This is a genomic window from Clavibacter sp. AC415, from assembly GCF_979252985.1.
Window position 1 is genome coordinate 244874 of the sequence record NZ_CEEDAR010000014.1, and the last position, 26317, is coordinate 271190.

At 65.7% G+C, this 26317-nt stretch carries 35 protein-coding genes and 1 pseudogene; 6 read left to right on the forward strand and 30 right to left on the reverse strand.

All coding sequences use genetic code 11. From position 1 onward, the window contains the following. Window positions 1-72: 72 nt before the first annotated feature. Window positions 73-591, reverse strand: a complete 519-nt coding sequence (locus ACZ411_RS05965) for an NUDIX hydrolase (protein ID WP_094115762.1) — start codon at window positions 589-591, stop codon at window positions 73-75. A 115-nt stretch (window positions 592-706) separates the two neighbouring features. Between ACZ411_RS05965 and ACZ411_RS05970 the strand changes: the two genes are divergently transcribed. The 4 genes from ACZ411_RS05970 to ACZ411_RS05985 are packed head-to-tail and all read left to right on the forward strand — an operon-like array spanning window position 707 to window position 4067. Then, window positions 707-1891 carry a pyridoxal phosphate-dependent aminotransferase gene (locus ACZ411_RS05970; protein ID WP_464169176.1) on the forward strand — a complete coding sequence of 395 codons (1185 nt, stop codon included), beginning with the start codon at window positions 707-709 and terminating at the stop codon, window positions 1889-1891. Between the two features lie 28 nt (window positions 1892-1919). Continuing rightward, on the forward strand, window positions 1920-3176 hold the full coding sequence (locus ACZ411_RS05975) for an amidohydrolase (protein ID WP_464169178.1): 1257 nt from the start codon (window positions 1920-1922) through the stop codon (window positions 3174-3176). Next, window positions 3173-3679: an NAD-dependent epimerase/dehydratase family protein gene (locus ACZ411_RS05980; RefSeq protein ID WP_464169180.1), complete on the forward strand. Its 507-nt coding sequence runs from the start codon at window positions 3173-3175 to the stop codon at window positions 3677-3679. Before ACZ411_RS05975 ends, ACZ411_RS05980 begins: the two co-directional genes overlap by 4 nt. Continuing rightward, window positions 3645-4067: a hypothetical protein gene (locus ACZ411_RS05985; protein ID WP_464169182.1), complete on the forward strand. Its 423-nt coding sequence runs from the start codon at window positions 3645-3647 to the stop codon at window positions 4065-4067. The genes ACZ411_RS05980 and ACZ411_RS05985 overlap by 35 nt, the downstream gene beginning before the upstream one ends. On the opposite strand, the gene ACZ411_RS05990 is transcribed toward ACZ411_RS05985, so the two are convergent. From ACZ411_RS05990 to ACZ411_RS06105, 24 genes and pseudogenes are all read right to left on the reverse strand, one after another. After that, entirely contained in the window at window positions 4068-5420 is a 1353-nt protein-coding gene (locus ACZ411_RS05990) for a glycosyl hydrolase family 28-related protein (RefSeq protein WP_464169184.1), read from the reverse strand. Between the two features lie 41 nt (window positions 5421-5461). After that, window positions 5462-5821, reverse strand: a complete 360-nt coding sequence (locus tag ACZ411_RS05995) for a hypothetical protein (RefSeq protein ID WP_464169186.1) — start codon at window positions 5819-5821, stop codon at window positions 5462-5464. A gap of 10 nt (window positions 5822-5831) precedes the next feature. Further along, window positions 5832-6254: a hypothetical protein gene (locus ACZ411_RS06000; protein ID WP_464169188.1), complete on the reverse strand. Its 423-nt coding sequence runs from the start codon at window positions 6252-6254 to the stop codon at window positions 5832-5834. Window positions 6255-6256: 2 nt separating this feature from the next. Then, entirely contained in the window at window positions 6257-7318 is a 1062-nt protein-coding gene (locus tag ACZ411_RS06005; protein WP_464169190.1) for a hypothetical protein, read from the reverse strand. Continuing rightward, window positions 7315-8058, reverse strand: coding sequence for a hypothetical protein (locus ACZ411_RS06010; protein WP_464169192.1), 744 nt, complete (start codon window positions 8056-8058; stop codon window positions 7315-7317). The genes ACZ411_RS06005 and ACZ411_RS06010 overlap by 4 nt, the downstream gene beginning before the upstream one ends. Further along, complete coding sequence (locus ACZ411_RS06015; RefSeq protein ID WP_464169194.1) at window positions 8055-9629, reverse strand: hypothetical protein; 1575 nt, start codon at window positions 9627-9629, stop codon at window positions 8055-8057. Before ACZ411_RS06015 ends, ACZ411_RS06010 begins: the two co-directional genes overlap by 4 nt. A 2-nt stretch (window positions 9630-9631) precedes the next feature. Next, window positions 9632-10132 carry a hypothetical protein gene (locus tag ACZ411_RS06020; RefSeq protein ID WP_464169196.1) on the reverse strand — a complete coding sequence of 167 codons (501 nt, stop codon included), beginning with the start codon at window positions 10130-10132 and terminating at the stop codon, window positions 9632-9634. A 26-nt stretch (window positions 10133-10158) separates the two neighbouring features. Then, window positions 10159-10572: a hypothetical protein gene (locus tag ACZ411_RS06025; protein ID WP_464169198.1), complete on the reverse strand. Its 414-nt coding sequence runs from the start codon at window positions 10570-10572 to the stop codon at window positions 10159-10161. Window positions 10573-10574: 2 nt separating this feature from the next. Continuing rightward, entirely contained in the window at window positions 10575-10943 is a 369-nt protein-coding gene (locus tag ACZ411_RS06030; protein WP_464169200.1) for a hypothetical protein, read from the reverse strand. Between the two features lie 11 nt (window positions 10944-10954). Continuing rightward, on the reverse strand, window positions 10955-11593 hold the full coding sequence (locus ACZ411_RS06035; RefSeq protein WP_464169202.1) for a hypothetical protein: 639 nt from the start codon (window positions 11591-11593) through the stop codon (window positions 10955-10957). A 1-nt stretch (window position 11594) separates the two neighbouring features. Next, on the reverse strand, window positions 11595-11981 hold the full coding sequence (locus tag ACZ411_RS06040; RefSeq protein ID WP_464169204.1) for a hypothetical protein: 387 nt from the start codon (window positions 11979-11981) through the stop codon (window positions 11595-11597). 82 nt (window positions 11982-12063) lie between these two features. Next, window positions 12064-13662, reverse strand: a complete 1599-nt coding sequence (locus ACZ411_RS06045; RefSeq protein WP_464169206.1) for a phage major capsid protein — start codon at window positions 13660-13662, stop codon at window positions 12064-12066. Beyond that, window positions 13662-14702 carry a hypothetical protein gene (locus ACZ411_RS06050; RefSeq protein ID WP_464169208.1) on the reverse strand — a complete coding sequence of 347 codons (1041 nt, stop codon included), beginning with the start codon at window positions 14700-14702 and terminating at the stop codon, window positions 13662-13664. The genes ACZ411_RS06045 and ACZ411_RS06050 overlap by 1 nt, the downstream gene beginning before the upstream one ends. A 74-nt stretch (window positions 14703-14776) precedes the next feature. Then, the gene (locus tag ACZ411_RS06055; RefSeq protein ID WP_464169209.1) at window positions 14777-15913 is read right to left on the reverse strand and encodes a hypothetical protein; all 1137 of its coding nucleotides are present in this window, start codon (window positions 15911-15913) and stop codon (window positions 14777-14779) included. A gap of 447 nt (window positions 15914-16360) precedes the next feature. Beyond that, window positions 16361-16633: an HNH endonuclease gene (locus ACZ411_RS06060; RefSeq protein ID WP_464169211.1), complete on the reverse strand. Its 273-nt coding sequence runs from the start codon at window positions 16631-16633 to the stop codon at window positions 16361-16363. Next, complete coding sequence (locus ACZ411_RS06065; RefSeq protein ID WP_464169213.1) at window positions 16630-16809, reverse strand: hypothetical protein; 180 nt, start codon at window positions 16807-16809, stop codon at window positions 16630-16632. The genes ACZ411_RS06060 and ACZ411_RS06065 overlap by 4 nt, the downstream gene beginning before the upstream one ends. Next, the gene (locus ACZ411_RS06070) at window positions 16806-17108 is read right to left on the reverse strand and encodes a hypothetical protein (protein WP_464169215.1); all 303 of its coding nucleotides are present in this window, start codon (window positions 17106-17108) and stop codon (window positions 16806-16808) included. The genes ACZ411_RS06065 and ACZ411_RS06070 overlap by 4 nt, the downstream gene beginning before the upstream one ends. A gap of 4 nt (window positions 17109-17112) precedes the next feature. Next, window positions 17113-17331, reverse strand: a complete 219-nt coding sequence (locus ACZ411_RS06075; protein WP_464169217.1) for a hypothetical protein — start codon at window positions 17329-17331, stop codon at window positions 17113-17115. Next, window positions 17331-17627 carry a hypothetical protein gene (locus ACZ411_RS06080; protein WP_464169219.1) on the reverse strand — a complete coding sequence of 99 codons (297 nt, stop codon included), beginning with the start codon at window positions 17625-17627 and terminating at the stop codon, window positions 17331-17333. The genes ACZ411_RS06075 and ACZ411_RS06080 overlap by 1 nt, the downstream gene beginning before the upstream one ends. Window positions 17628-17776: 149 nt before the next feature. Continuing rightward, on the reverse strand, window positions 17777-18064 hold the full coding sequence (locus tag ACZ411_RS06085; protein WP_464169221.1) for a hypothetical protein: 288 nt from the start codon (window positions 18062-18064) through the stop codon (window positions 17777-17779). Then, window positions 18064-18735 carry a hypothetical protein gene (locus ACZ411_RS06090; RefSeq protein ID WP_464169223.1) on the reverse strand — a complete coding sequence of 224 codons (672 nt, stop codon included), beginning with the start codon at window positions 18733-18735 and terminating at the stop codon, window positions 18064-18066. The genes ACZ411_RS06085 and ACZ411_RS06090 overlap by 1 nt, the downstream gene beginning before the upstream one ends. 559 nt (window positions 18736-19294) lie before the next feature. After that, complete coding sequence (locus ACZ411_RS06095) at window positions 19295-19945, reverse strand: hypothetical protein (RefSeq protein WP_464169290.1); 651 nt, start codon at window positions 19943-19945, stop codon at window positions 19295-19297. A gap of 55 nt (window positions 19946-20000) precedes the next feature. Next, a pseudogene (locus ACZ411_RS06100) lies at window positions 20001-20507 on the reverse strand (recombinase family protein); the annotation flags it as partial. Next, entirely contained in the window at window positions 20449-20772 is a 324-nt protein-coding gene (locus tag ACZ411_RS06105; RefSeq protein ID WP_464169225.1) for a recombinase family protein, read from the reverse strand. The pseudogene ACZ411_RS06100 and the gene ACZ411_RS06105, both read right to left, overlap by 59 nt. Between ACZ411_RS06105 and ACZ411_RS06110 the strand changes: the two genes are divergently transcribed. Both ACZ411_RS06110 and lepA read left to right on the forward strand, forming a co-directional pair. Then, window positions 20771-20914, forward strand: a complete 144-nt coding sequence (locus ACZ411_RS06110; protein WP_464169227.1) for a DUF1731 domain-containing protein — start codon at window positions 20771-20773, stop codon at window positions 20912-20914. The two genes, ACZ411_RS06105 and ACZ411_RS06110, sit on opposite strands and share 2 nt — an antisense overlap. A gap of 129 nt (window positions 20915-21043) precedes the next feature. After that, window positions 21044-22891, forward strand: coding sequence for a translation elongation factor 4 (lepA, locus tag ACZ411_RS06115; protein WP_464169229.1), 1848 nt, complete (start codon window positions 21044-21046; stop codon window positions 22889-22891). Between the two features lie 69 nt (window positions 22892-22960). Here the strand turns inward: lepA and ACZ411_RS06120 are convergent, their stop codons facing one another. From ACZ411_RS06120 to ACZ411_RS06140, 5 genes are all read right to left on the reverse strand, one after another. After that, the gene (locus ACZ411_RS06120) at window positions 22961-23785 is read right to left on the reverse strand and encodes a hypothetical protein (RefSeq protein ID WP_104236785.1); all 825 of its coding nucleotides are present in this window, start codon (window positions 23783-23785) and stop codon (window positions 22961-22963) included. Window positions 23786-23844: 59 nt separating this feature from the next. Further along, the gene (locus ACZ411_RS06125; RefSeq protein WP_464169233.1) at window positions 23845-24630 is read right to left on the reverse strand and encodes a hypothetical protein; all 786 of its coding nucleotides are present in this window, start codon (window positions 24628-24630) and stop codon (window positions 23845-23847) included. Between the two features lie 36 nt (window positions 24631-24666). Beyond that, window positions 24667-24810: a hypothetical protein gene (locus tag ACZ411_RS06130; RefSeq protein WP_464169235.1), complete on the reverse strand. Its 144-nt coding sequence runs from the start codon at window positions 24808-24810 to the stop codon at window positions 24667-24669. Then, on the reverse strand, window positions 24807-25226 hold the full coding sequence (locus ACZ411_RS06135) for a hypothetical protein (protein ID WP_464169237.1): 420 nt from the start codon (window positions 25224-25226) through the stop codon (window positions 24807-24809). The genes ACZ411_RS06130 and ACZ411_RS06135 overlap by 4 nt, the downstream gene beginning before the upstream one ends. A gap of 307 nt (window positions 25227-25533) precedes the next feature. After that, the gene (locus ACZ411_RS06140) at window positions 25534-26199 is read right to left on the reverse strand and encodes a hypothetical protein (protein WP_464169239.1); all 666 of its coding nucleotides are present in this window, start codon (window positions 26197-26199) and stop codon (window positions 25534-25536) included. Between the last annotated feature and the right edge of the window lie 118 nt (window positions 26200-26317).

Here is a 26317-nt window from a genome sequence, read left to right on the forward strand (position 1 = left end):
CGGCGATACCGCGTGATCGGGGAGGATCACACGCAAGCCAACAGGCGACGATACCAGGTCGCGGCCGGGAATTCAGGCCGCGGTGTCCCGCGCGTCGCGGACCGGGGGCGGCGTCCGGTCGCCGGGCCGCACGATGCGGGTCTCCGGCTCGTCGTCGAGGGCGTCACGGATCCGCTGCCGGTAGTCGGCGGGCATGTCCGGGAGGGCGTCCACCGGCCACCACGCGACCTCGGAGGACTCGTCGTCGTTGACGCGCGCCTCGCCGGAGGCGTAGCGGCAGCGGAAGGTGAGGTCGAGGTAGCTCGCGCGGTCCCCGTTCGGGTAGGTGACCTCGCCCGTGGTCCGGACCGACACCAGCCGCTCGACCACCACGTCCACGCCGGTCTCCTCCTCCGCCTCGCGCCACGCGCCGACGGCGGGCTCCTCGCCGGGCTCCAGGATCCCCGAGACGGGCGCCCAAGCGCCGGTGTCGCCGCGACGGACGAGGAGGACGCGCGGCCCGTCGAGGATCACCGCGGTGACGCCCGACAGCCAGAGGGGCGCCGTGCCGATCCGCTCGCGGAGGGAGACGATGAAGTCGGGGATGCCCATGCGGCGAGCCTACCGACGCGCCGCGGCGGGTCCGACGGGGGAGGCCGCACGGGGAGATCGGCCGGAGAGGGCGGACGGCATCCCGGTCCGCCGCCGGCGGGCCTACCCTCGACCCGTGCCCCGTCTCGCGTCCCACATCCCCGCCGTGCCCGAGTCGGGCATCCGCCGCATCCTCGAGCTGTCGTTCGAGGTCGACGACGTCATCGCGCTCGGCGTCGGCGAGCCCGACGTGCCGGTCGCGCCGCACATCCGCGAGGCGGCCCGACGCGCCTGGGCGGAGGACCGCACCGACTACACGGCGAACGCCGGCATCCCCGAGCTGCGGGCGGCGCTCGTCGAGAAGCTGCGCCGCGCGAACGGGCTCGACGTGCAGACCGAGCAGGTGTGGGTCACGGTCGGCGCGACGCAGGCCCTCTACCAGGCGATGACCCTCACCCTCGGCGCCGGCGACGAGGCGCTCGTCCCGGATCCGGGCTACACCACCTTCTCCATGGGCGCGCGGATGCTGCAGGCCGAGCCCGTCACCTACCCGCTGCTGCCCGAGCGCGGGTTCCTCCCCGACATCGCCGAGCTCGAGCGGCTCGTGACGGACCGCACCCGGGTGCTGGTGGTCAACTCCCCGTCCAACCCGCTCGGCGCCGTCTGCCCCCGGGAGACGCTCCGCGAGCTCCTGGCCTTCGCCCGCCGGCACGACCTCTGGGTGATCAGCGACGAGGTCTACGAGTGCTTCGTGCACGACGTGGAGCACGTGAGCGTGGCGAGCCTGCAGGAGCCGGGGGAGCAGCGCGTCCTCACCGCGTTCTCGCTCTCGAAGACCTACGCCATGACGGGCGTGCGCGTGGGCTACCTGGTCGTGCCGACGGGCATGACGCGGGTGATGCGCACGGTGCAGGAGGCGACCATCAGCTGCGTCAGCGCGCCGGCCCAGTGGGCGGCGGTCGCGGCCGTGACGGGCGACCAGTCGCACGTGGCGGCGGCTCTCGCGCACTACCGGGAGAACCTCGACGCGGCGACGGCGCTCCTGGAGGCGCGGGGGATCCGGCACCTGCGGCCGACCGGCGCGTTCTACCTCTGGATCGACGTGAGCCACGACTCAGACGGGGACGTGGCGGGCTGGGCGGAACGGCTCCTGCTGCGCGACCGGGTCGCGGTCGCCCCGGGCAGCGCCTTCGGGCGGTCCGGCGAGGGCTGGATCCGCGTCTGCGTCGCCGCCGACCGCGAGGTGCTCCTCGAGGGCCTGCGCCGCCTGCCCGCGCCCGCCGACCCCGCCACCGCGCAGCCGGTCACGCCGGCGCCGTAGCCCGCCGCCCTCGTCCTAGGCTCGGAGCATGGCCCTCTCCGCAGATCACCCCGTCCCCGTCCGCGCCTCCGCCTCCTCCGTCACCGCCATCGTCGGCGGGCACGTCGTGCCCGTCGACGGCGCGCCGATCCCCGGCGGCACCGTCCTCCTCCGCGACGGCCTCGTCGCCGCGGTCGGCCGCGGCCTCGACGTGCCGGAGGGCGCGACGGTCATCGACGCGACCGGACGCTGGGTCCTCCCCGGCTTCGTGGAGGCGCACGGGCACGTCGGCATCCACGAGGAGGCCAACGGCCCCGCCGGCAACGACACCAACGAGATGACCGACCCCGACATGTCGTCCGTGCGCGCCATCGACGCCATCGACATCGACGACGAGGGCTTCCGCGACGCGCTGAAGGGCGGCGTCACGACCATCGTGGTGAAGCCCGGTTCCGGCAACCCGATCGGCGGTCAGTCGGTCGCAATCAAGTCGTGGGGCGGCCGCACGATCGACGAGCAGCTCGTCAGCGACTCGGTCAGCGTGAAGAGCGCCCTCGGCGAGAACCCGAAGCGCGTCTACGGCGCGAAGGACCGCACCCCGTCCACGCGCCTGGGCGTCGCCATGGTCATCCGCCGCGCGTTCCGCGACGCGGAGGACTACCGGGCCGCGCGCGACCACGCCGCCGCGGAGGGGAAGCCCTTCTCCCGCGACCTCGGCAAGGAGACGCTCGTGCGCGTCCTCGACGGCGAGCTCGCCTGGGACCAGCACACGCACCGCCACGACGACATCGCGACCGCCATCCGCCTCGCCGACGAGTTCGGCTACCGCCTGGTGGTCAACCACGGCACCGAGGGCGACAAGATCGCGGACGTGCTCGCCGAGCGCGGCATCCCCGTGATCTTCGGCCCGATGATCACGTCGCGCTCCAAGGTGGAGCTGCGCGACCGCGCCGTCGCGAACCTCGCGGCGCTGCACCGCGCGGGCGTCCTGGTCGCCATCACCACGGACGCGCCCGTCGTGCCGATCGACTTCCTGGTGCACCAGGCGTCGTTCGCCGTGAAGGACGGCCTGCCCGCGGACATCGCGATCCGCGCGATCACCGCGAACCCCGCCGCGATCCTCCGCCTCGACCACCGCGTCGGCGCGCTGACCCCCGGTCTCGACGCCGACGTCGTGATCTGGTCCGGCGACCCGCTCGACGTGCAGTCGCGCGCGGAGCACGTCATCATCGGCGGCGACACGGTCTACACGTGGGTAGACGGCACGGGCACCACGGTCGAGCGCCGCACGCGCTTCGGCGCATGAGCGACGACGGGGCGCTCCGGCGCACGGCGGTCGTCACGGGCGCCTCGGGGTTCATCGGCCAGGTGCTCGTCCGCGAGCTCGAGGCCGAGGGGTACCGCGTCCGCACGGTCGGGCGCTCGGGCGCGGACGCGCGCTGGGGCGACGCGGAGGGCATCCGCCGCCTCGTCGACGGCGCCGACCTCCTCGTCAACCTCGCCGGCAAGAGCGTGAACTGCCGCTACGGCGTCGCGAACCGCCGCGAGATCCTGCGCTCGCGCGTCGAGACCACGGCGGAGCTCGCGCGCGCCGTGGCCGACAGCGCGCGGCCCGTGCCGGTCTGGATCAACGCCTCGACCGCGACGGTCTACCGGCACGCGACCGACCACCCGCAGACGGAGTCGACGGGGAGCTCGGCGACGACTTCTCGCCGTCGGTCGGGCGTGCGTGGAGCGGGCCCTGTTCGCGCCCGACCTGCCCTCGACCCGCCGGGTGGCGCTGCGCATCGCGATCGTCCTCGGCCGTGACGGCGCCCTCCAGCCGCTGCTCGGCCTCGCCCGCTTCGGCCTCGGCGGCCCGCAGCTCGACGGGCGGTTCCCCGGGCGCCCGTCCCGCATCCGCGCGGGCGCCCATCACCGCTACCAGCCGACCCACGGCCGGCAGGTCTTCAGCTGGCTGCACATCGACGACCTGGTGGGCATCATCCGCTTCGTCCGCGACACGCCGTCGCTCGAGGGCCCGGTCAACGCCTCCGGCCCCGAGCCCGTCACGAACCGGCGGCTGATGCGGGTGCTCCGCGGCGCCGTCCGCATGCCGGTCGGCCTCGCCGCCAGCCGGTGGATGCTGGAGGTCGGCATGTGGCTGTTCCGCACCCGGAGGCTGAGTATTGGCACTCCGGGCGCGGCTCTGGTCTGACTAGGCCTCAGTGGCGATGACCAGCGGGACGCCGGTCGGCATCTTCACGCAAAGTTCCGTCTTGCCGTTGGCGTTCACACGCTGGAAGAGCTGAGCCTCCCCACCTCGGGAACCGGGTGCGGTCGTGAGCGAGCGCATGAGGGACAGCACACCGTTGGCTCCGAAGCGCACCATGCTCGGGTGCTCGATGGACGTACGGAAGCCGTTGTCGGTGACCACGGACTCCACGGTGTTGAGCGCGCCCTGGAAGTTGTAGCGGCCTCCCTTCACCACGGTGTCTCGTGCGTCGGATCCCAGCACGATGGCCTTCTGGTCGGGGAAGGTGTTGGTCGTGATGCCGTAGTACCCACCCGTGACCGTGAGCGCCTGCACGTAGCCGTCTCCACCCAGGCCGCGGAGCCCGATGCCCAGGCAGGATGCACCCGTGGTGGCGTAGAAGGCGGGGGCGCTGATTTCGTACCCAATGCCCGCGGCAATCTCAATCTCGAAGCCACCCGGCTGACCGTTGCCCTCGGAGCGGAAGCCATCCAGGATCAGCGTGCTGTTGACGCTGGTCGAGTTGGTGTTGCGGACGGCCAGGAGGCCACGCCCCGCCATGAGGTTCTTGCCGTTGCCGATGGCCTGGCACCCGTGAAGCGCCATGTTGGTGGGAGCCACGAGCCATCCACCCAGGGTGTTGTTGATGGCCTCCACGTCATAGAAGGTCCCGCCGATGGATGCGGTGCCGGAGCACGCAATGCCCCACTCGACGCTGCCCTTGACCTTGATGTTGGTGAAGGTGTTGGAGTAGCTGTACTCGTCGTTCTGGGCGGACACAAACGTCTCGCGCTCGAAGTAGATGCCGCTCTTGCCAGCGTCCGAGACCCAGAGGTTCTTGAAGGAGCTGTTCACCAGGGAGCGGATGCGGAGACCGTGACCACCGGTCTTGTTTCCAAGAAGCTCCAGGTCGGCCAGCTCGGCACCGGTCACCTTGTTGTTGTTCGCCGGTCCCGCCTGGGTGCCGATCTTGCCGGACACCACGAACAGGTCACCGGTGGCTCCAGCCTTCTGCTTCAGGATCGTCTTCTTGATGCCCTGCCCGATGATGCTCGGCGCTGCGTAGCCGTAGGGCGCACCACTGGAGGCCTGCACCGGCCACTTGGCAAGCGAGTAGTCAATGCCGATGGAGGACACCAGGAAGGTCCCGGCGTGAATCTCGATGCTGCTGCCGGAGACCGTCATGGCCTGGTCGATGCACGCCTGAAGAGCTGCGGTGTCGTCGGTCGTCCCGTCACCCTTGGCTCCGAAGTCGCGGGGATCCAGGCGCATGGCCTTCGGGATGTCGAGCACGACGGCGCCGGTCTTCCCGTTCACGGACCAGACCGAGGGCGTGTAGATGGGCTTGTCCGTCTCGCCTAGGAAGGGCTGGAGAAGGTCCAGGTCCACCGTGGCGTTGGCCTGGGGAGTGCGATGCGGAGCGGGAAGGGCTCGTCCGCGTCCACCAGGTCCACGGTCACGTCATAGACCCAATCCACGACGGGGGAGTTGCCTGCTCGGAAGCCGGTCTGGTCGGTCGCTGGAAGCTGCACGGAGGCGGATCCGCGGTCCAGGTCCACCTTGATGGGAGCGCGCATGAGAGGCACGCCTGTGGCCTCCCAGACCAGCGTGCGGACGGAGGGCTGGAAGGTGATGGAACCACGAAGAGCATTGCCTGCGTGGTCGGTGTACGGACCAGCCGTGAGTGTGACGAGCTTGACCCCTGTTGGAAGTGGCATTACTTGATCCTTAGTTGATGGGGAACGAACCGGACGCGGCGGTCGCTGCCATGCCGTTGGTTCCCGTGATTACGAAGTCACCATTGGGGCGGATGATGATTTCTCGGTACTGACCCGAAGAGATGGAAATGGTCGTGAAGAGGTACTTCGGACGGAATCCCTCGGGAATGTTGGTGAACGTGTCATCGCCGTTGTTGAGCTGCGGGCGAAGGACGAACTGGTAGTAGACGACTCCAGCCTTGCGGCGGTAGCGGGCACCGTAAGCGTCAGTCACGTACGGCGGACGAATGGCGAAGTCCATCCAGCCGGTGTCCTCCACGATGGCGTTCACGTCGGTGTCCACCGCGGTGGCAAGTGCCTTCAGGTCAAGAGGTACGTCGGACTCGTCCTCGTCGATGGGGAATGGGTACCCACGGTTGTTCGTTGCGGCCATGTTCAAGCTCCGTTCGTAACGACGGCGTTCAATGGGACGCGCGTCTCGATGGTCATTAGTCCCTCAGGCATCGAGAACTCGACGCTGGTCACCAGGTGGGTCTCCACTGGTCCGAGAGGAAGTTGGATGGTGATGGTGTCCCCGGGGCGGATGGAGTAATTGGAAACCGCGTTGAAGGTGACGCTGCGGCCTCGGCTCAGGGAGCGCTTCAGGAGGCTCCTGGCGGCCTCTGTGGCGGTGTTCTGGTCCCCGGCGTAGTTGCGCTCCACGCGTAGGGTCTTGCGCCCTGCCTCGGGCACCCCGTACGGGCCGGACATGAGGGACACGCGCCCGCTGGCGGCACCCTCCCGACGCTCGGTCTTGTCCCCTGCGGGAACCTCATACGTCCACTTGTGGGTGACCAGCACGGAGTTGTACCAGTCGGCTCGGGAGAGGTTCGTGCGGGCCTCCGTGATCGTCCCGTTCTCACCGATGGTGAAGTGGGCCTTCGGCTTGTCGGCCAGCTCGGGGCGGAGGGCAAGCTGCCAGCGCTCACCGTCGTTGTAGATCCAGCGATCCCCAGCACGGTCGGCAATGTCGAGGATGGCGGCGAAGGCATCATCGCCTTCCTTCACCTCGAAGGGCTCATCGTCGGACACGAACCAACCGCGCACACCGTTGTCTCGGGTCTTCACTCCAGGGAGCGCGACGCGGAGGATCTTGAAGATGGACGCGTTGGCCTCGGCTCCCTGGTCGAAGCGGAGGTAGTTGAGCCCGATGCCCTGGTCCATGAGAAGGCGCTCGTCGGACTGAGCCGTGAGCTTCATGGTGTTGGCAGGACGGTCCACGTCGCGGGAGTCGAGCACCAAGTCCACGGAGAGCTGGGGCTTGTCGATGCCCATGGTGACCTGAGCGCGGACACCACGACGGGGGTCGAGTGCATCCAGCTCCGCCTGCGTCGAAGGGACCTTGACGGTCGCGTCAAAGGTGACGTGAGGGGCGTTGCCCTCATCGAACTTCAGGCGGCAGGACTCTACCTCCAGGGCCTTCCCGGCTGCCCGGTACGTCCCCACGTGCGCGCTCACTGGGACACCTTCAGGTCTCGGTAGGTGGCGTAGCTGGCCTTCACGTCGGCGTAGGTCCCGTGACGCTTGTTCATCTGCGCGTAGGTGTAGCCGGTCCCACCACGTAGGTACTCGGTCGGGAAGCTCACCTCGACGTAGGTCAGGCGCACGCGCCAACGGCCCTCATCGAAGGACACGTCCAGGTCGGTCGGCTCCAAGTAGATGTCGCTGCTCGCACCGTCTGCGAAGCGCATGAGGAAGGGACCCGCAAGCTCGGCCAACAGCTCCGCCTTGGTGGCACCGTCAGCATCCAGAGCAAGGAACTCCAAGGTGCCCGTGCGGGATCCTAGAGGGCCACGGACCACGAGCGGAGCGGGTCGCCCGATGACCTCATGGAAGGTGCTGCGTCGCGGGCGAGAGTACCCGTGATCCAGGGTCAGGCGGGGTGTGAAGCGGGCCTCAGGGCGCACAACGTTGGTCAGGACATCGTTGGTCACATGCACGCTCAGCGAGCCGTCCAGCGCCGTCTCAGCGGTCCAGTCATTGAAGGCTGTCTTCAGGCGGTACTTCACCACACCCGTGAGTGCTGCTTCGTAATCTCGAATACTGATGCCCTGGGATGGCGTGTCGTACGGCTTCAGGCGAACAGGGTGAATCCCATTGCGGTCTTCACGCGTGAACGAGTACGTGGCGAAGTAACCGGAGTTGGAGTCAATTCGAATGCTCGCGGTCTCGGCGTCTGGGTATAGGCGGAGAGTCATGGTACGGGTACAGTCCTTCCGGCTACCTGGTTCACCGTGATGTTCACGGTCTTGTTTCTGGTCAATGCGTCAACTCGGTCTTCAATGTTCTTTAGTCCCGATCCCACAACGTCAATGGTGGCCCTGTAGTTCTTATCGGCTACGGCCTGAATCTTCTGCGCTGCGGGCTTGGTGTCCGCGTCAACCTTGATTTCACCGTCGCGCTTCTTCTTGGCCTCGGCGTCTGCCTTCTTGGCTGCGGGGTCTACGTCGGCATCGACCTTCACCGTGCCATTCAGGTCAGCCCCGTTGATGATTCGCTGGCCACCGTCCACACCTGTGCGGATCTGGTTGACGAATTCATCCCCAAGACCGTTGTCGATGAGGGACTGAAGCATGGGAGCGAAGTCGATTCCCTGATCCGTGATGCGCTGAATCTCGTCGTAGCTCAGGCCGTACTGGTCAGCGAGCTGCTGCACGTTCCCGTTGAAGTTGGCGGTCGCATCGTTGCGCGCCTGCATGGCGGCGATGTAGCCACTGGGATCCAGCGCCCCGGACTCCGCATCCTGGAAGTCACCGAAGCTGCCCAGGGTGTCGTCAAGCGCGTCCTGGTACGTCTCCACCATGGAGGCACGAAGCTCCAGCTCGGGACCCCCGGAGCGCAACCAGTTGGCCTCCGCCTCCTTGGCCTGGTCAGCCTTCTCGGCTGCGTCCTCCAGGTACTTCACGTAGTCCCCGGTGGCGTCCGCCTTCTCGGCCATGCCCACGTCGGTGTTGGCGTAGTCCTTGGTCGCGGTCGTCAGCTCGATCTGCTCACGACGGGCGTCCTTCAGCATCTCGGTGATGTCCCCACCGGCACCCGCGACCACCTTCGCAAGATCCTTGAAGCTGCGTCCCGACCCGTCTGCGGCGTCGGCAATGTCCTCTAGGGATGTCTTCCCGTCGTCAGTCTCTAGAGCCATCTCCTTCAGCTTGGAAGCGACCGCTGCGAAGGCTGCCTCCCCTCGACCACCTGCGTCGATGAAGGCTTCGGCAAGAGCGGAGACATCCTCCTTGAAGGCCTCGCTGTCCTCCTGTGCACCAGTGATGGCAGAGGAGACGAGACCGATTCCCACGGCTGCGGCAAGACCAGCGATGGCACCTGCGGGACCGAAGCCCGCGAAGGCGTTGGCGGCAATCTCCTGGAAGCTGTCCACGATGGACTCGGCGGATCCGTCGAAGGATGCGGCCGACTCCTTGGCGGTGCTGTTCGCCTCGGACTTGAACTCATCCAGCGACTCCTTGCCGCCGTCCGTGCCGCGCTTGACGCCATCCTTCAGTCCGTCGCCCGAGTCCTTCCCGGCCTTCTTGGACGCGTCGGCAACGTCCTTGAACTTGGTCTCTAGCTTCTCGACATCCTTCTCGGCATCCTTAGTGCCGTCCTTGATGCCGTCCTCCAGGGCCTTGCCGGTCTTCCGTCCGGCGTCCTTCCCAGCATCCTGAAGATCGTCAATGGCGTCCGCGAAGTCATCGACAGACTGCCCCGCCTGCTTTGCTCCACGAACGAAGTCGCCAACATCCGAGAGGATGTTGATGTTGATTCCGTTAGCCATGTTTAGCTCTTTCCTTCGAATGCGTCATACATCGTCTTGACTGCTGTCTGCACCCAGAGCGCTGCGAACCGTGGTGCCATCTGTGCGGCCACGTGGTAGGCCACATATCCCTGGCGGCGGCGATTCTTGAACTGCGTGTTCACGGTGCGCTTGTACGTGTAGGACTTGCCGTTCCTGCTGCGTCCCGTGACGGTCTGCTTGCGGGTCTCGGCACCGAACTCCACGGCTGCGGTGAGCTGGGAGATGGTCGCCCCACCGGACAACTTCTTGTTGCCCCTACCTGCGATGAGGGTGACGCGCTCGGGGGAGAGCTGCACCCGCGCACCAGTCAGCAAGACCCTGTTCTCCAGGCTTGTGTTGGCTCTGGAGGCCAGGGCCTCGGTCCACTCGGGCACGATCTTGGAACGCGTCTCCGCGTAGATCCTCTTGCGGAGCGTGCCGTCCATTCCCTTCAGCGCGAGGACGACCGCCTTCAGCTCGTCAGATCCCTGAATGCTGATCATGAGCGGTCGTCCTCTCGCTGGATGGGTCAGGCTGCGGGAACGAGCGTGGGCGTGCCGGACACACCCAGGGTCACGGTCGAGACCGTGGCTGCTCCGACTGCTCCACCGATGGCACCGGGAACGATCACGATGTTCGCCGTGAAGGTCGGGCCGGTACCGGTGCGGGGGCGGAAGGTCATGGTGACCGTCTTGCCCGCGTTGGTGAAGAGGTAGCGGGAAAGGCTGGTGGCGGTGTCCCAATCCTGGGCAAAGGTCAGGGCGCACGTCCAGGTCGTGGCTCCCACGTCAGTGAAGACGGCATCCTTCTTCAGGCCGGTGAACGTCACCGAGGTGGAGGTGGGCGTGAAGGCCACCGAGGACACAGCCGCGGCGTAGTCGCTGCCAGCGATGTCGATGACAGTGTCCTTCAGGAATAGCGGGGATACGGCGATTACAGCCATGATTAGTTCTCCTTGTTCTGGCGGTCGTCCGGGAGGACAACACTGATTTCGTAGGTGGGGTAGGAATTGCCGTAGACCTTGCGGTCTGCGTATTCGAAGTCGGCTCCCGGGATGTCCGCAAGAGCGTCGATCACCTGGTCTGCCAGGTTGTCCAGGTAGTCCTCGGCGTCCGTCGTCTTGTCAGAGATGACGAACATGACGAATCGGTTCAACCGGTGGGACCGTGGCGCTGCTGGGTGCGGCTCGATGCGCGCACGCTGCATGAGGATCGTCGGCTTCCCGATGTCGTCCCGGTCAGCGCCATCCGCGTAGATGACGAACTTCCCCTTGGGGAGTCGGGTCCCCAACTCCTTAGCGAGCTTGCGCCGCATCTGTAGCGCGCTCATACGATCACCGGCTTCCCGGGCTTGGGACGGATCAGCGCGCGCACCGTCGAGTCCAGCGGGCGGATGTAGATGGAACCGAACTCGCCTGCCACCTCGGAGCCCGTGTTGGACTTGGAGACGTTCCAAGTGCTGCGTGCCTGGAGGAGCTGCGCGAGGCGGTAGGCGTCCGTCGTGGGCTTGGCTGTGTCCGTGGTGTGGGCGTACGTCACGATGGCGCGGCGGGCCGCATCCAGGTGAGTGAAGAGCTGCACGTCAGAGAGCTGCCCTGCGTCCGTCCAATCACGGCGTGCGGTGGCCAGCGTGTGCCAGCCGTTGCGCGCCTCCTCGATGACGAGCTGAGGACCCACCAGCGTGCGGCGTCGGGGACCCTTGGTGAGGGTCACGATGACAGTCCAGATGCCAGCCGGCCCCACTGCGTAGACCGGCCACTGAGCGCTCACGATGTTCCCGGTGAGGGTCGCGGTGCCCAGCTCGAATGTCGTCAGCCCTGGGTTGTCCAGTGCCACCGAGGGTGTGTACCCGGTGAAGTCCTCCTCCGTCTCCAGCTCGAAGACGAGCGGGGCAGAGGGGATGTCCCCGACAACGTAGGAAGGAATCTCCAAGGGCACCTCCTCGTCTGCCCATGCGTCGCTCATGTCAGCGGCTCACGCGGATGTGGAGGGTCCCGACGCCGGTCCAGGTGGACGACGGCACGATGCCGACGAAGGCGGGGATGGAGGACGAAGGGAGCTGGCGTCCTGCGCCGAAGATGTCAGCGCTGTCCACCACGTTCCCAGCCGCCATGTTGGCGTAGCGGATCACGCGCATGTTGTTGACCACGAGGGCGTCCGCCTTCAGGCCACCCGTGAAGCCGATGGATCCCGCGGGGATGGTGCCGACGTACTGGAACTCGATGCGCGAGTAGTCGCGGAGGTCGATGGTCAGCGCGAGCTTGTTGGCGTCCGCTGCCGTGAGAGCCACCGCGTACGTGCGTGTCAGCGGCGAGCTGGTGAGGTTCTCTTCACCCTGTGTGACTGTTGCCACGATGGACTCCTAAGTGTTGGTTCCCCGGGGCGGGGGATCATGTGACCGATACGTCCCCGCCCCGGGGAGTTAGTGACGCGGGTCAGGCGTTGTTGGTGACGAGCTGAAGGCCCGTGGGGTACTCCACGCGGGTCTGCACGTAGCCGAACAGGGCCTCGTCCACACCACCGCGGGCGATGTCCAGCGCGTTCACGCGGATGGGTGCACCGGGGAGCTCGGCAACGGTTGCCGCCTCCTTGGCACCAACGAGCACGGAGCCTGCTGCGAGGCCCGTGTGAGGCACCACGCGGAAGGTCTCCAGGGATCCCTCCTCCAGGTTCAGAGCCATGGAGAGGAAGGCCAGGCGGTCGTCCATCTTGGTGAAGGCCAGCTCCTCGTACACGTCGGACGCAACGAGTGCGTAGGCGGGAAGAGCGTCAGCGAGCTGCACGCGGAGCGCACCTCGGATGATCTTGGCCATGGCCGGTGCGACGCCTGCGGGAACGGATCCCACGGCACCCTTGGTGGATGCGGCGATGAGGTCAGCAAGGACCTTGCTGTCGGACTTCTTGGCGTAGTCGTCGGCTGCCAGACGAAGGAAGCTGTCGATGACGGCCGTCTCGTTGAAGTCGAAGAACTCGCGGGCGATGTCCCAACCGGCTGCGTAGCGCGTGATGCCGTAGGTGACTTCCTCGGTCGTCGCGTTGCTCGACGCGATGTCGGCCTTGTTACCGGCCCACTCGGAGACCGTGGGCTTGTTCACGAAGCGGAAGCCCTTGGCGGACAGGCTCGTGAGTGCCGTGGTGTTCAGGAGCGGGATGACCTTGCGCTGGAACTGGCGTCCCGACCACACCTCTCCCAGCCACTCGGGCTGCACGACGTTGGTACCCAGGGCATTCGTGCCACTGATCTTCACGTCCTGAAGCGCCATGAGAGCGGTGGTGTCACCGGTCTGGTGCGCGTTGGCAATCAGAGAGAACAGGGCATTCTTGTCCTTCTTCTCTTCGGTCTTCTGAGCCCCAGCGATTGCGCCGGGGATAGCTGGGTTTCCCACAACTTCCTCCTCTGCCGGGGCCTCCGGCTCTGTGATTACTTCCTTGGTCGTAATCGTGGTTACGTCTCCATCAATGACGGTTGTCACGGTGGTGGTCTTGGTGTGCTGCACACCGTTCTCGTCGGTGAAGTCCTCTACGTGCTTCTCGACGGTGGTCTTCGGCTCGGAGGTGTTCTCCTCCGAGGGCTGCTCCTCTTCCACGTCACCCAGTGCGAAGAGCGCTGCGGACTGGAATGCACCCTCAGGTACGAATCCAGCTCCCGTGAGACGAGCGGAAATAGCCTGGGTGCCGCTGCGCACGATGTCCTTCATCTCGGCGGACAGCTTGCGGAGCGTGCCTGCCTTGTACTCAGCAAGGAACTCGTCACCCTCGGGGTTGCGAGCAATGGAGAACTCGGCAACAAGTCCCTGCTCGGTGTCCTCGATCTTCGTTGCACGGCCTACGGTGTCGTAGCGGTCGTGGTTGCGGTTGGCGCTGATTACAGAAACGTCCTGAGGAACGGTCAGGGTCCCTCGCTGGAAGGCGATGGGAGGCGTTGCGGATGCGCTGGTGCGGCTCACCTCATTCCACGGAAGGAGAAGGCCGCGGACAATGCGCGCCTCGGGGTCAACCGAGAAGTCACCTGCCGCCTGGAATTCGTTAGTCATTAGTCCTCCGTCGCCGGGCCGGTGCCGGACTGGGTTGTGTTGATGAGGTCGGTGAAGTCGAAGCGGATGGATGTGCCGCGGGGAGTCACCTTGTCCTGGGACAGCCAGGAGGTAATCTCCTTGGTCCAGTACGTGATGGCGTAATCGAAAATCTCATTACGCTTTCCCTCCTGCGTGGAGTAGTCCAGCGAAGAGGAAGAGATGCCGGAGTCAAGAAGCGACGCGGGAAGATTGAAGTAGTTGGCGAAGTCGATTCGCACCGCGTTGCGGCCGGACTCGAAGTAGTCCGTGGCACGGTCACCGAAGACGTTGAGGGTGGCTCCAGCGGGCGTGATGATCAGTGCGCCATCGGGGTCACGGCGAGCCTTGGCGATGGTCGAGTGAAGATCCCTCATCTCGTCCTCGGTGAGGTTGGTGTCCCCGTCCAGTTGCACGTTCATGACGGGCACTGGCATCCGTGCGCGGGAGGCCGCGGCCAGGTCCAGGCTGCGGCTCTCGCGGATCTTGGATGCACCTACGTTCAGGAGTCCCTGCCAAGGGGAGGGGATCCAGATGAGGTCGTCCTGGTTCACGTCCTGGTTGTCGATCTGGATGTCACCCGTGACGGTGCGGCTCCAGCGGTCATAGGGCACGTGGTCCACGTCGGTGGGGAACCCATCCACGCCACGGCTCGTGACGGCCAACAGGCTGGCGTCATAGAAGATGTGGTCATCCAGGATCTGCGCCGTGCGGTACTGGGTGGGGATCCCACTGTCCGAGCGGTACAGCCACGTCGGCTGGTTCACAATGCGGGTGTCACCCTTGAATGCGACCAGGGGACGAGCGTCAATGAGGGAGTGAAGAATCCCTCGGGCCTTGGATACGGCGGGAACGGAAAGCGCGTCAGCCTTGGTGACGGGTGCAACGTAGTCCGTGCCGAAGATGTCACCAAGAACAACCTGGTTGAGCTGCGTGGTGGTCCATGGGGAGACCATGGCGGTTGGTGTGTAGGCGGCAGAGCCACCATTCCACCAATTGCCGAAAGCCGTAAATACACCCATATGTCAATGGTAATGCAATGGGCACCCTATTCCTCGATAAGGTGCCCATTCCTGGAAATACTATGACAATGACTTCATGCGACCACCTTGAATGGCACCTTCACTGGGCGGGAATCGTAAGCAACAAGGGCGAGTGCTGCTGCCTCCACTGGTGTGATGTCATCCCCAGGAGCCTTACGTCCCAATGCCCAGCCACCGCGCTCCCCGTAGATTCTCTTGGTGGCAATGGTGACCGCGTTGCGGAATGCATCCTGATCCCAGTGCGACACGTTGTCATTGTCAAGATCCTTCACGAGCTGCGCGTGACCGCGCTTGATGTCGTTCCACTTCTGGGGAATCAAGCGAGGCTTGGGGGTGCTGCGTCGAAGTACCTCCACCTCGGTGGTCACGGATCCCGTGATGTCGTGGGAGATGGGCACTCGGTACTTGCGTGCAACGTCCAACACCTTGGTGGTCAGCCATGCCATGCCGGGACGGTGGTCCACCAGGAGGAAGACGGCCTTCCCCTCGTCGTCACGCCACGCTGCGGCGATGGAGGCCACAGACTGGTCAGGATGGACGGCGATGCCCAGCACTGCACCCTTGGGCAGAGAGGTCGGCAGAGCCTCGTCTACGGCTCCTGAGGCCCACTTCTCGACGTTGAGGATGGAGTCACCCACACCTCGTGGCCAAAGCCCGGCGTACTCGCGGAGCCAGTTGGCCAGCGGCCACTCCAGGAAGCGAGTGCGCACGGTCTTCAGCGGTGTGAGTCCCGGCTGGTCAATGCCTGGGTGTGCTGCCAAGACCAGCGGCTCCGCCTTCTCCCAGCTCTTCTCACCCTCATCGTCCGTGAAGTCCTCGACGCTCAGGGAGTCAGGGACGGCGTACTCGACAATGCCCGCCTCACCCTGGCGTCCAAGCTCCAGCGTGTCCCAGAGGAGGCCACCGCGGTACTCACCGGCCGTCCCGAGCACGATGAGCTGGTGGTCCGGGTTGGTGTCGAAGGCAGGCTCGATACCGGCCTTCAGCTTCTGCGCCTCCTCGGCATCGAACTCCTGAGCCTCGTCAATGATGAACAGGTTGAAGGACTCACCTCGTGCCGCGTCCTCCTTGGGAGGCAGGACCACCAGGCGGCTCCCGTTGCGGAAGGTGATCTTCTCTCCACCCTGCGAGCGGTTGACCGTGAAGGGGCGCGTGGATGCATCTGGGTACGCGGACAGCAACGGCTCCACGATGTCGTCCAGGAAGCGTGTGCGGGCCTTGGCGCCCGTCTGAGCGGTCGAGTCCCACCCGGTAGTGCGGGCGGTTCATCATGCGGCCCAGGGCGACAGCAAAGACGCTGCTGGTCTTGGTGGCGCGGCGGGGAATACAGATGGCGATGGTCTCGAAGAGCGGAAGTCCGTCATCTCCCGTGGCGTTGCACACGTCAGCCACTACGCCCTGCTGGGACTTCAGCGAGCGAAACTCGGTGTTGCTGCCCAGTGCCAGGGCCCCATCCAGGAACTCGTGGAAGTGATCGTCCGAACCCTGGAAAGAGCTGGCGTGAAGCGGCGGGATCCCAGACTCTCGGAGCCTCTTGGGTCCAATAGCTCCATCGGGGAGAGAAAAAACGAGCAGGCGGGCTTGGGTTGCTACGCCATCTCTAAAAACTTCTCGGTTTTCCATCTCGTTCAACTTCTTCAAAGGTCTGGCAGATCAGAGTTGCGATTCTTCTTGGCTCTGATCTTGTTCTGTGCAAGGGACTGACCATGTGCACGGTTGCATCTGCGGTGAGCTGGTCTCAGGTTGTCAGCGGTGTGCCTGCCTCCCTCTGACTGTGGGATCACGTGGTCAACATCGAAGGGCTCACCCGGCATCACGTCGCGTGGACAGCGAGGGCATGGCTGCGGGAGCGTGGCGGCAAGGCGGGCTCTCCACACCTTGACGCTGCTCCCACTCCATGTGCTGGTCATGGTGTGGCTGGCACCAGGTTCACGATGGAGTTGCCCAGTGCCACCACGTCCGGGTCCTGCACCTTCTGGCCTGCCTCGATGATCCCGAGCCCGAAGAAGCGGGTGGCCTGCTGGTACGTCTGGATGGTGGGCTGCCTGGGTGGGAAGGCGAGTACGTCACCGAGGTTGTCAGTCATCGGTAGTCGTCCATCTCGATCTGAAGGAGCTTGTGTCCCAGCTCCCTCGTCTGCTCATCTTCGGACCGCATGAGCCCTTGACCCATACGGTGAATGCTGAAGAGGAAGGCATCGGCGTGCGTCTGCCCTGCTGCCTTGCTGCCCCACAGGTAGTGCTCATCGCTTTGAAGGTTCTGCTCCATGAGCGTGCGCATCTCGTTGCTGCGAGCAATGTCCTGGTCTCGGTCTGGTGTGCCAGGAGCGGGATAGCTGGCAATGAAGATGCGGTCGGATGCCAGCGCCTTCAGCTCGTTGTCCAAGTCGTCAGACATAGTTGCGTCCCTTGTGCTCGGTGCTGTTCTTCATGAGCCACAAGGTGAACTGACGTACGCCCTCTGCTGCGTGTGTACCTGGTGTGGTGATGTGCTCGTCTGTCACTCGGTTCCCATCCACGGTGAGGATGCGAGTGGCCTTGTCGTCCACCGTGATGGTGATGGTCTTCTTCGGCTGCGGGTCCGAGAGGATGTTGATGTCGATGGACATTACTTGCCTTCTTTCTTGAAACGGGTGTTGATGATCTTTGCCCCCTGTAGAAGTGTATTAGAGGAGGTTGCAATTCCCATGACAAGAAGGTCGTCGGCAAGCTGGTCCAGATTGATGTTGTTGAGGTATGCCACCACGGTGGGATCTACTCGACCACCGAGGGCCTTCAACAGATCAATGCCAGCAACTACCAGTTCGAACTCGTCATACTCGACTCCCTGACGAATGACGCCATTGGCTGTCTCGATGAGGATGTTGCGAGTGTCTGGTGTGATTGCGGACTGAAGTGTGATCACGGTAAAGCTCCTTGTCGTTGTAAGGCATTTCCTGCCCTACTAAATACAATCGGCCTCGGTGTCCGTGAATTCTTGTTTGAACCTGGGAATACACCTAGAGACAACAAAGGCCCGGGGCGTATCCACCGGGCCGTGTCTTGTTTCTCGAACTAGGGAAGGATCAGGCCGTCCAACCCCTTGTCGTACGTGGGCTCCGTGGTCTTCACCTCGGGTGCTTCCTTGTGCTGCTCGTCGTAGCGCTCTGCCACCCACTCAGCCACCCGAGGTGCGAGGAAGTCAATGTCGGCAGGATCATGACCATTCACCATTGCCCAGTGCGCTGCATCCTCATCCCACTTGATGGTGTTGGCCAGGGCCTCGGTATTCATGGGACCGTGCTTCTCGATCAGCTTGAAGCCGGATGCGGCCAGGGACTGGAAGAGGGACTTGTGAGGCATCATGCGTCCTTTCGGTAGTGGTCGTGCTCTCGACGGAGGTTCTTGATGGTGGACAAGGAACATCCCAGGTGTACGCGCTGCTCGTCCCTGGTGAGGTGGAGGATGTCGTCCAACATGTCCGGGGTGTAGGTCGGTCCGCGCTTACCTAGGGACCCACCCTTGGCTCCCCAGGTCCTGCGCTTCTTGTGGTAGTCGTGGTCATAGGTCTGCCACGAGTGAATGAATGCGATCTGGCACAGGGCGTACAACGCATCATCGGTGATGACACCCGGGGTGGTCTTGTATCTGGTGCGTCCTCCAGCCTTGCCGTGGAAGTCGCGAAGCCAGCGTCCCGAGTCAGGCAAGGAAGCCACCACGTAGGCCCCTGCTGCCTCTCTGACGGCTTCGTAGAGGATGGGCGTCATTGCCTCTACGAGGTCCATCCCAGGCTCGTCACGGCCCGGCTGAGTGTCTGTATCAGGAACGACATCCAGGTGCTTCAACAGGCGGTGACTCATCCCAGTAGCAAAGGAGAGCTGCTGCTTCCTCCAGTCGGTCTGAGGCTGGTCCCTGTAAGGAATTGGGAAGGTGAGGTCAGAGGGCTTCTTGAACTGCGCTCGTCTACGTCCTTCCCTCCGAGTGAGACCCACCTTCCCCTGTCGAAGCATGGACGCTCGAAGCGATTCATCCATGAAGGGTCTCTCGGTAGGTACAGGAAGAACAGCATCATCTGTAGGAGTACCTGTATGACCCTCTTGTTCACCTAGGAGGAGACAGTCATCACACCAGCAGAGGAGTGTGTACGGGGGGGAAGACACGTAAGTCTGACCCCCCTCATCCTGGTCATCCAGTAGAGAGAGTAGAGAGGATTCAGTAGTCATGACACTCCATATATGAACAGGGGGTTCGGTCCTGTATCACCCATGGTAAATCACACTCGAATGCCACCTAGGAGTTAGGGGGGTGTTGAGCATGAAGAAGCCCCACCGGCTGAACCCTCAACCCAGGCCTGGAGTGGTACCTGAGCGAGTCCGGTGGGGCAATGCGAGCGGACTACTGTGAACGCTCGACTTGTCTCCACTGTATCAGGAGACATGAAGAACCCCCATGCCATCCTGCCAACGACAAAGAAGAAACAGGATGAACATGGGGGCTGGTTCATGAGCGACCCTCGAAGGAGACTCATGAAGATTGAGGTACCAGCACCTGGAGATATGTATGGCGACATTGTGCCTGGTGCTGGTACGTCATTCATTCTACCAGATTGGAGGGGTCATTCTCGTTTAGGGATACGGCCCGAAGGTGTTCAATGACAATGCGGTCATTGCTGCGTCCACGCTTCACCGTGACCTTCAACAAGGTCTTCACCAGCTCCCTCTTCTCGGTCAGCGTCAGCTCCTCGAACTGCTTCAACAAGGTCTGCTTGTGCGCTGCTGCTTCCTCGAAGGTCGGCCGTCCCTTGGCCATGAATTCTTTGATGGGTGCGCTCAGGGATGCACCCGCTACTTCACCTCGTGCGGCCGTCAGAGCGGCCTGTGCGGCCTCTTCCTCTACCTGGAGGGCATCTAGGTGTGCGTCGGCCTCAGCGTCCGTCACACGCCCCTTGGCGACCAGTGCCAGGATCGACTGCTTCCGTCCCCGCACGTCGCTCAGCGTGGCCTCCAGGGGTGCCAGGTCCACCTTGTTCTCGGGAGCTGCATCCACTCCGAAGAGGAGCGCGCTCACCACGGCATCGGTCACGAGTGGGTCCAGGATGCTGACCGGCACCGAGACGTGTGCACCCAGAGAGCGGTCTGGGTTCCGGCACTTCAAGATGGTGATGTTGGGCTTCCCGGTCACACTCTTGACGGCACTGCTCAGCGGTCGGCGGCAGACGCCACACAGGGCGATGTTGCCCAGCATGTGGGAGCTGCTTCGGACCTGGGGTCACGCGGCGCACTGGGTCCGTCAGGATGGCGTGTGCGGCCATGAACGTCTCGATGGGGACCAGTGGCTCCCAGATGGCTGTGACGCCCTCCAGCCACCCCTCACCGTCGCGGATGAGGCCAGCATTGCCGGGGCGTAGTAGATAGGCACGAAGGATCTGCGTCGTCCACAGCTTCCCGCGGGTCGGCTTCTGCCGGGTGGGACCCTCGGTGTTCCACTCCTTGACGATGGAGTAGATGGACCCTCCCTCCACGATGCGCCGGTACGCGGCCTGTGCTGCGGGAGCCTCGGTCGGATGGAGGGTCATCTTGTCGGCTTTGTAGCCGAAGGGGCGGTGTGCCGGGAGGAGGGCACCCTTGGCCTTCTTGTCGGCGTAGTGGGACAGCAAGCGCTCCCGCTTCAAGTCGGACTCGAAGATGGCCAGGCTCGACAACAGGTTGCCCGTGAGCGCCCCCATGGCCGTGCTCGGGTCCGTCAGCTCACCGGTCCCAACCTGCCACTTGACGTTGTTCTTCACCGAGGCGATGGAGAGGGACATCTTGTCCTTCTCGTTCCTGCGTCAGGCGGTCGAAGTCCCGCGCCATGACGACATCGACCTCACCTCGGGAGACCGAGAGGAGGAGCTTTTGGAACTGGGGACGGACCCCTCCGCTGTACCCGCTGACCCCGTAGTCGATGAACTCACCCACCCGGTCCCAGCTGTTCTTGTCGGCCAGCTTGCGGAGGTTGTCCATCTGGGTGTCGATGGAGTTGGAGGTCTCAGAGGCCTTCGAGAGGCGGGCGTACAGGGCAACACGAGTCATGGTGCCAATCGTACAGGTCCGCACCGAGCCGGAGCTGGTGCTCAAGAGCCGCTGGGTCGTCCCCGAGACGCTGACGGCCGCGGGCTACCGGTTCCGCTGGCCGCACCTCGACGAGGCCGTCGCCGACATCGTTCGCGACTGAGCGGCCGGCGGGTCCGCGGGCATGGCCCGCCGACCCGCCGGGCACCGCCGCACCGACCGGGCGGCCCGGCCGCGTGCGCCATGGGATGATCGTGGTTCCGCTCCACCCGCTCGACCCGGTAAGGAACGCGTGAGCCCCCTAGCTACGAAGGCCCTCCGGCCCGCCGCGACCGACCCCGCGTCCATCCGCAACTTCTGCATCATCGCCCACATCGACCACGGCAAGTCGACGCTGGCCGACCGCATGCTGCAGATGACCGGCGTCGTCGACTCGCGCTCCATGCGCGCCCAGTACCTCGACCGCATGGACATCGAGCGCGAGCGCGGCATCACCATCAAGAGCCAGGCGGTGCGCATGCCGTGGGAGCTCGACGGGCAGACGTACGCGCTGAACATGATCGACACCCCGGGCCACGTCGACTTCTCCTACGAGGTCTCCCGGTCCCTCGCCGCGTGCGAGGGCGCGATCCTCCTGGTCGACGCCGCGCAGGGCATCGAGGCGCAGACCCTCGCGAACCTCTACCTCGCGCTCGAGAACGACCTGACGATCATCCCCGTGCTCAACAAGATCGACCTCCCCGCGGCCGACCCCGACAAGTACGCGGCCGAGCTCGCGTCGCTCATCGGCGGCGACCCCGCCGACGTCCTCCGCGTGTCGGGCAAGACGGGCGCCGGCGTCGAGGACCTCCTCGACCGCGTCTCCCGCACCATCCCCGCACCCGTCGGCGACCCTGACGGCGCCGCCCGCGCCATGATCTTCGACTCGGTCTACGACGCCTACCGCGGCGTGGTCACCTACGTCCGCATGATCGACGGCAAGCTCAGCCCGCGCGAGAAGATCTCGATGATGTCGACGCGCGCCGCGCACGAGATCCTGGAGATCGGCGTCAGCTCGCCGGAGCCCACGCCCTCGGACGGGCTCGGCGTCGGCGAGGTCGGGTACCTCATCACGGGCGTGAAGGACGTGCGCCAGTCCAAGGTCGGCGACACCGTCACCACCGCGGCGCGCCCGGCCACCGAGGCCCTGCCCGGCTACACCGAGCCGCTGCCGATGGTGTTCTCGGGCCTGTACCCCATCGACGGGTCCGACTACCCCGACCTCCGCGACGCCCTCGACAAGCTCAAGCTGTCGGACGCCGCGCTCGTCTACGAGCCCGAGACGTCGGTCGCCCTCGGGTTCGGCTTCCGCTGCGGCTTCCTCGGCCTCCTGCACCTCGAGATCATCACCGAGCGCCTCTCCCGCGAGTTCGGGCTCGACCTCATCACGACGGCGCCCTCGGTCATCTACGAGGTCACCAGCGAGGACAAGCGGACGGTCACGGTCACCAACCCGAGCGAGTTCCCGGGCGGCAAGATCGTCAGCGTCTCGGAGCCCGTCGTGAAGGCCGCGATCCTCGCGCCGAAGGACTACGTCGGCACGATCATGGAGCTGTGCCAGTCGCGCCGCGGCATCCTGCTCGGCATGGAGTACCTCGGCGAGGACCGGGTGGAGATCCGATACACGATGCCGCTCGGCGAGATCGTCTTCGACTTCTTCGACAACCTGAAGAGCAAGACGGCCGGCTACGCGTCGCTCGACTACGAGCCCGCCGGCTCGCAGGACTCGGACCTCGTGAAGGTCGACATCCTGCTGCAGGGCGAGCAGGTCGACGCGTTCAGCGCCATCGTGCACCGCGACAAGGCGTACGCGTACGGGGTGCTCATGACGGGTCGCCTCCGCGAGCTCATCCCGCGCCAGCAGTTCGAGGTGCCCATCCAGGCGGCCATCGGCGCGCGGATCATCGCCCGCGAGTCCATCCGCGCCATGCGGAAGGACGTGCTCGCCAAGTGCTACGGCGGCGACATCACCCGCAAGCGCAAGCTCCTCGAGAAGCAGAAGGAGGGCAAGAAGCGCATGAAGATGGTCGGCCGCGTCGAGGTCCCCCAGGAGGCGTTCATCGCCGCGCTCTCCGGCGACACGGAGAAGAAGGCCAAGTAGCCCCCGCATGGACGAAGCGCCCCCTGCCTCGTGAGGCAGGGGGCGCTTCCGCCGTCCAGTGGCGGATGATCAGCAGCGGGCGGGAGCCGGCCGGCCAGCGGTGACCCACTGCGAGTAGGTCATCTTCATGCCGTCCGGCGCCGCGTATCCGCGGTAGGTGATGTCGGACGATCCGGCGGCCTGGCAGTAGCGGTCGCCGGGGAACGACGCCACGACCTGCGGCGTCGGGAACGCGAAGGCGGCCCACTCGTCGTACGTCAGCACGTCGCCGCTCGCGTTGTCCGGGATCTCCCACACGATCGCCGGGCTCCACGCAAGCTTCCGCATGTACATGTCGGCGAAGGGGTAGTTGTCCGCGACGGTCTCCGTCAGCTCGGGGGAACCGAGCCGGACGTACTCGGCGTAGGTCAGCTTGTGCGTGGTCGACAACGGCCCGCCGTCGCGCAGGAGCAGATCCGTGTCCACGAACACCTCCGGGGAGGAGCCGAATCGGAACGCGTAGCCGGACTCCGGCAGGGAGTTCGTGACGGGTCGCGGAGAGCCGACCCTCTGCCACTCGGCGAAGGTGAGTCGCGTCGCCTCGGGACGGTCATCGTCTCCGAACCGGAGGTCCGCGAGCACGTCCGCGGACCAGGAGTACCCGTGGTACGACACCCCGGCGGGACGCGGCGCCGGGAATCCGTCCCCCTGCCACTGCGCGTAGGTGGCCGTGGTGATGAAGGTCTGGTTCTGGTCCGTGAGCGCCTCGACGCGCACGAGATCGGCGCGGAACGGCAGCGAGTAGTACGTGACGGTGCTCGTGTCGTCGACGGCGCCGCTGGCGGGAGCAGCTGCGGCGGCACCCCCGACGAGCAGTGTGCCGACGAGGGCGAGGGCAGCGAGCGGTCGGTGCATGGTGCGGGCTCCTTCGGGAGGCGTCGGATGGGAGGGACGGAGAAGAGCAGGCGCCGCGGTCAGCAACGTGCAGGAGGAGGGGACCCGGCGTCACGCCACTGGCCGAAGCTCAGCTGCGCGCCGCGAGGAGCGGCATCCCCGAAGTAGTGGATGTCCGCGGAGCCCGGCGCCTGGCAGAAGCGGTCTCCCGGGAACGACGCCACGACCTGCGGTGTCGGACGGGCGTAGTAGTCCCACACGGCGAAGTCCATGACGCCGACCTCGCCCGTGAAGTCCTTCGGTCCGACGATGGCGGGGTACCACGCGAGCTTCCGGAACTCGGTCTCCAGGACGCGGTCCACGGGCGGAGAGCCGATGCTCGCGTACTCCCGGTAGGTGAGCTTGTGGAAGCCCGGCTCGTCGGTGAACGAGGCGCCCTCGATGACGAAGAGCTCGTCGGATCCGTCGTATCGGATGACCTCGTGCTGGTAGGCGAGCTGGTCGCTGCGTGGTGCCGGCTGGCCCGCGTGCGTCCACCGGTCGAAGTCGAGCATGCGCGTGGAGGTGAAGGGGCCGAACGTCTCGTCCGCCCAGATCGTGGGCTCCCACGTGTAGCCGATGTAGGCGACCTTCGCGGGGACGGGCGTCGGGAACCCGTCGGCCCGCCACTCGTCGAACGTGGCGCCGTAGGAGTCGAGCGAGGTGTCGCCCGGCCGGACGGCCATGAGCCGGTCGTCGAACGGGTTCGAGTAGTACACGACGGTGCCGGTGGTCGCCGCGGTGGCTGAGGCCGACGGGAGGGCCACGATCGTGCCGCCGAGCAGCAGTGCCGCTGCGGTGACGAGGGCGGGGAGTGAACGGTTCATGGTCTGCCTCTCTAGGGGTTCGCGGTGGGAAGGGGATCAGCAGCGGGTGGGGGCCGGTGAGCCGGCCTCGAGCCACTGGCCGTACGAGAGCTTCACGCCCTGCGGGGCGGCGATGCCGACGTAGCGGATGTCGGCTGAGCCGGCGGTCTGGCAGAACCGGTCGCCGGTGAAGGACTTCACGACCTGCGGGGTCGGCTTGCCCAGTACTCCCAGGTCCAGAAGTCGATGGCGGCGATCTCGTAGGTCGGCACCGTCGCGCCCACGATGGACGGGAGCCACGACAGCTTGCGGAAGCCCTCGGAACGCGTGGACGCCGACGGGTAGCCGAGCGCCGCGTACTCCCCGAAGGTGAGCTTGTGGTTGACGGGGACGTCGTCTCCGAAGCTGAACACCCCGACGAAGAGCTCGTCCGAGTAGGAGTACTTGAACACGTCGGAGTCGACGGGCAGGACGTCCCTGGTCGGCTTCGGCGAGCCCGCGGCACGCCACTGCCCGTACGTGAGACCGAGCGTCGATGCAGCCCCCGGCTCCGTCTGGATGTCGGCGTAGATGTCCGATGACCAGGTGAACCCGCGGTAGGCGACGGTGGCAGGCACGGGTCGGGGGAAGCCGTCGGCCTCCCAGTGCGTCGAAGTAGGCCGGCGCCGAGTACGCGGACGCCCTCGTATGACTCGGTGACGTACAGGTCACCGCTGAACGGGACCGAGTAGTAGGCGTTGTGCTGGGGGGCCGCCTGCGCGGGGGCGGCGACGAGCGCGCCCCCCAGGGCGAGTGCGCCGACGAGGACGAGGGCAGGGAGCGAGCGGTTCATGAGGGCCTTTCTCAGGCGGTGAGGTGATGCGGGGGGGGGGGGGGACGGGGCGGGGACGGGGCGGGCAGCGGCACGGCTGCCCGCCCCGCGGATCAGCAGCGCTCGGGAGCGGGGGAGCCGGCCATGAGCCACTGGCCGTAGCTGAGCTTCATGCCGTTCGGCGCGGCGATGCCGACGTAGCGGATGTCGGCCGAGCCGCGTGCCTGGCAGAAGCGGTCGCCATCGAACGAGGGCACGATCCGGGGGGTGGGACGGGCGAAGTAGTCCCAGACGGCGAAGGGCGTGACGCCGATCGTCTCCGACTGGTCGACCGGGCCGACGATGTTCGGGTTCCAGGAGAGCTTGCGGAAGAGCGGCGGGACGTCGAAGTCCACGTGCGGGTACCCGAGACGCGTGTACTCGGAGAAGGTGAGCTTGTGGAACGCCGGGTCGTCCGTGAACGCGGCGCCGGCCTGCACGAACAGCTCGTCCGAGCCGTCGTAGCGGACGATCGCGGAGTCGGCGGCCAGGCGGTCCGTGCGCGGGGTGGGGAAGCCGACCGAGCGCCAGGTGGCGTAGTCGATGCGCATGCTGAAGGACACCCCGTCGACGGTCGCGTCCTGGTAGATGGTCGAGTCCCAGGTGTACTTGAGGTACTCCACGGCGGCCGGGCGCGGGGCGGGGAAGCCGTCCTCCCTCCACTCCTCGTAGGTGGCCACGCCGAGGGCGGGCTCGCCCTCCACGGCGTCGACCACGAAGAGGTACGACGTGCCCGGCACCGAGTAGTAGGTCCCATCACCAGGGGGCGGCCTGCGCCGGCGCAGCGACGAGGCATCCACCGAGCGCGAGCGCTCCGGTCAGGACGAGGGCGGGGAGGGAGCGGTTCACGGTGGCCTT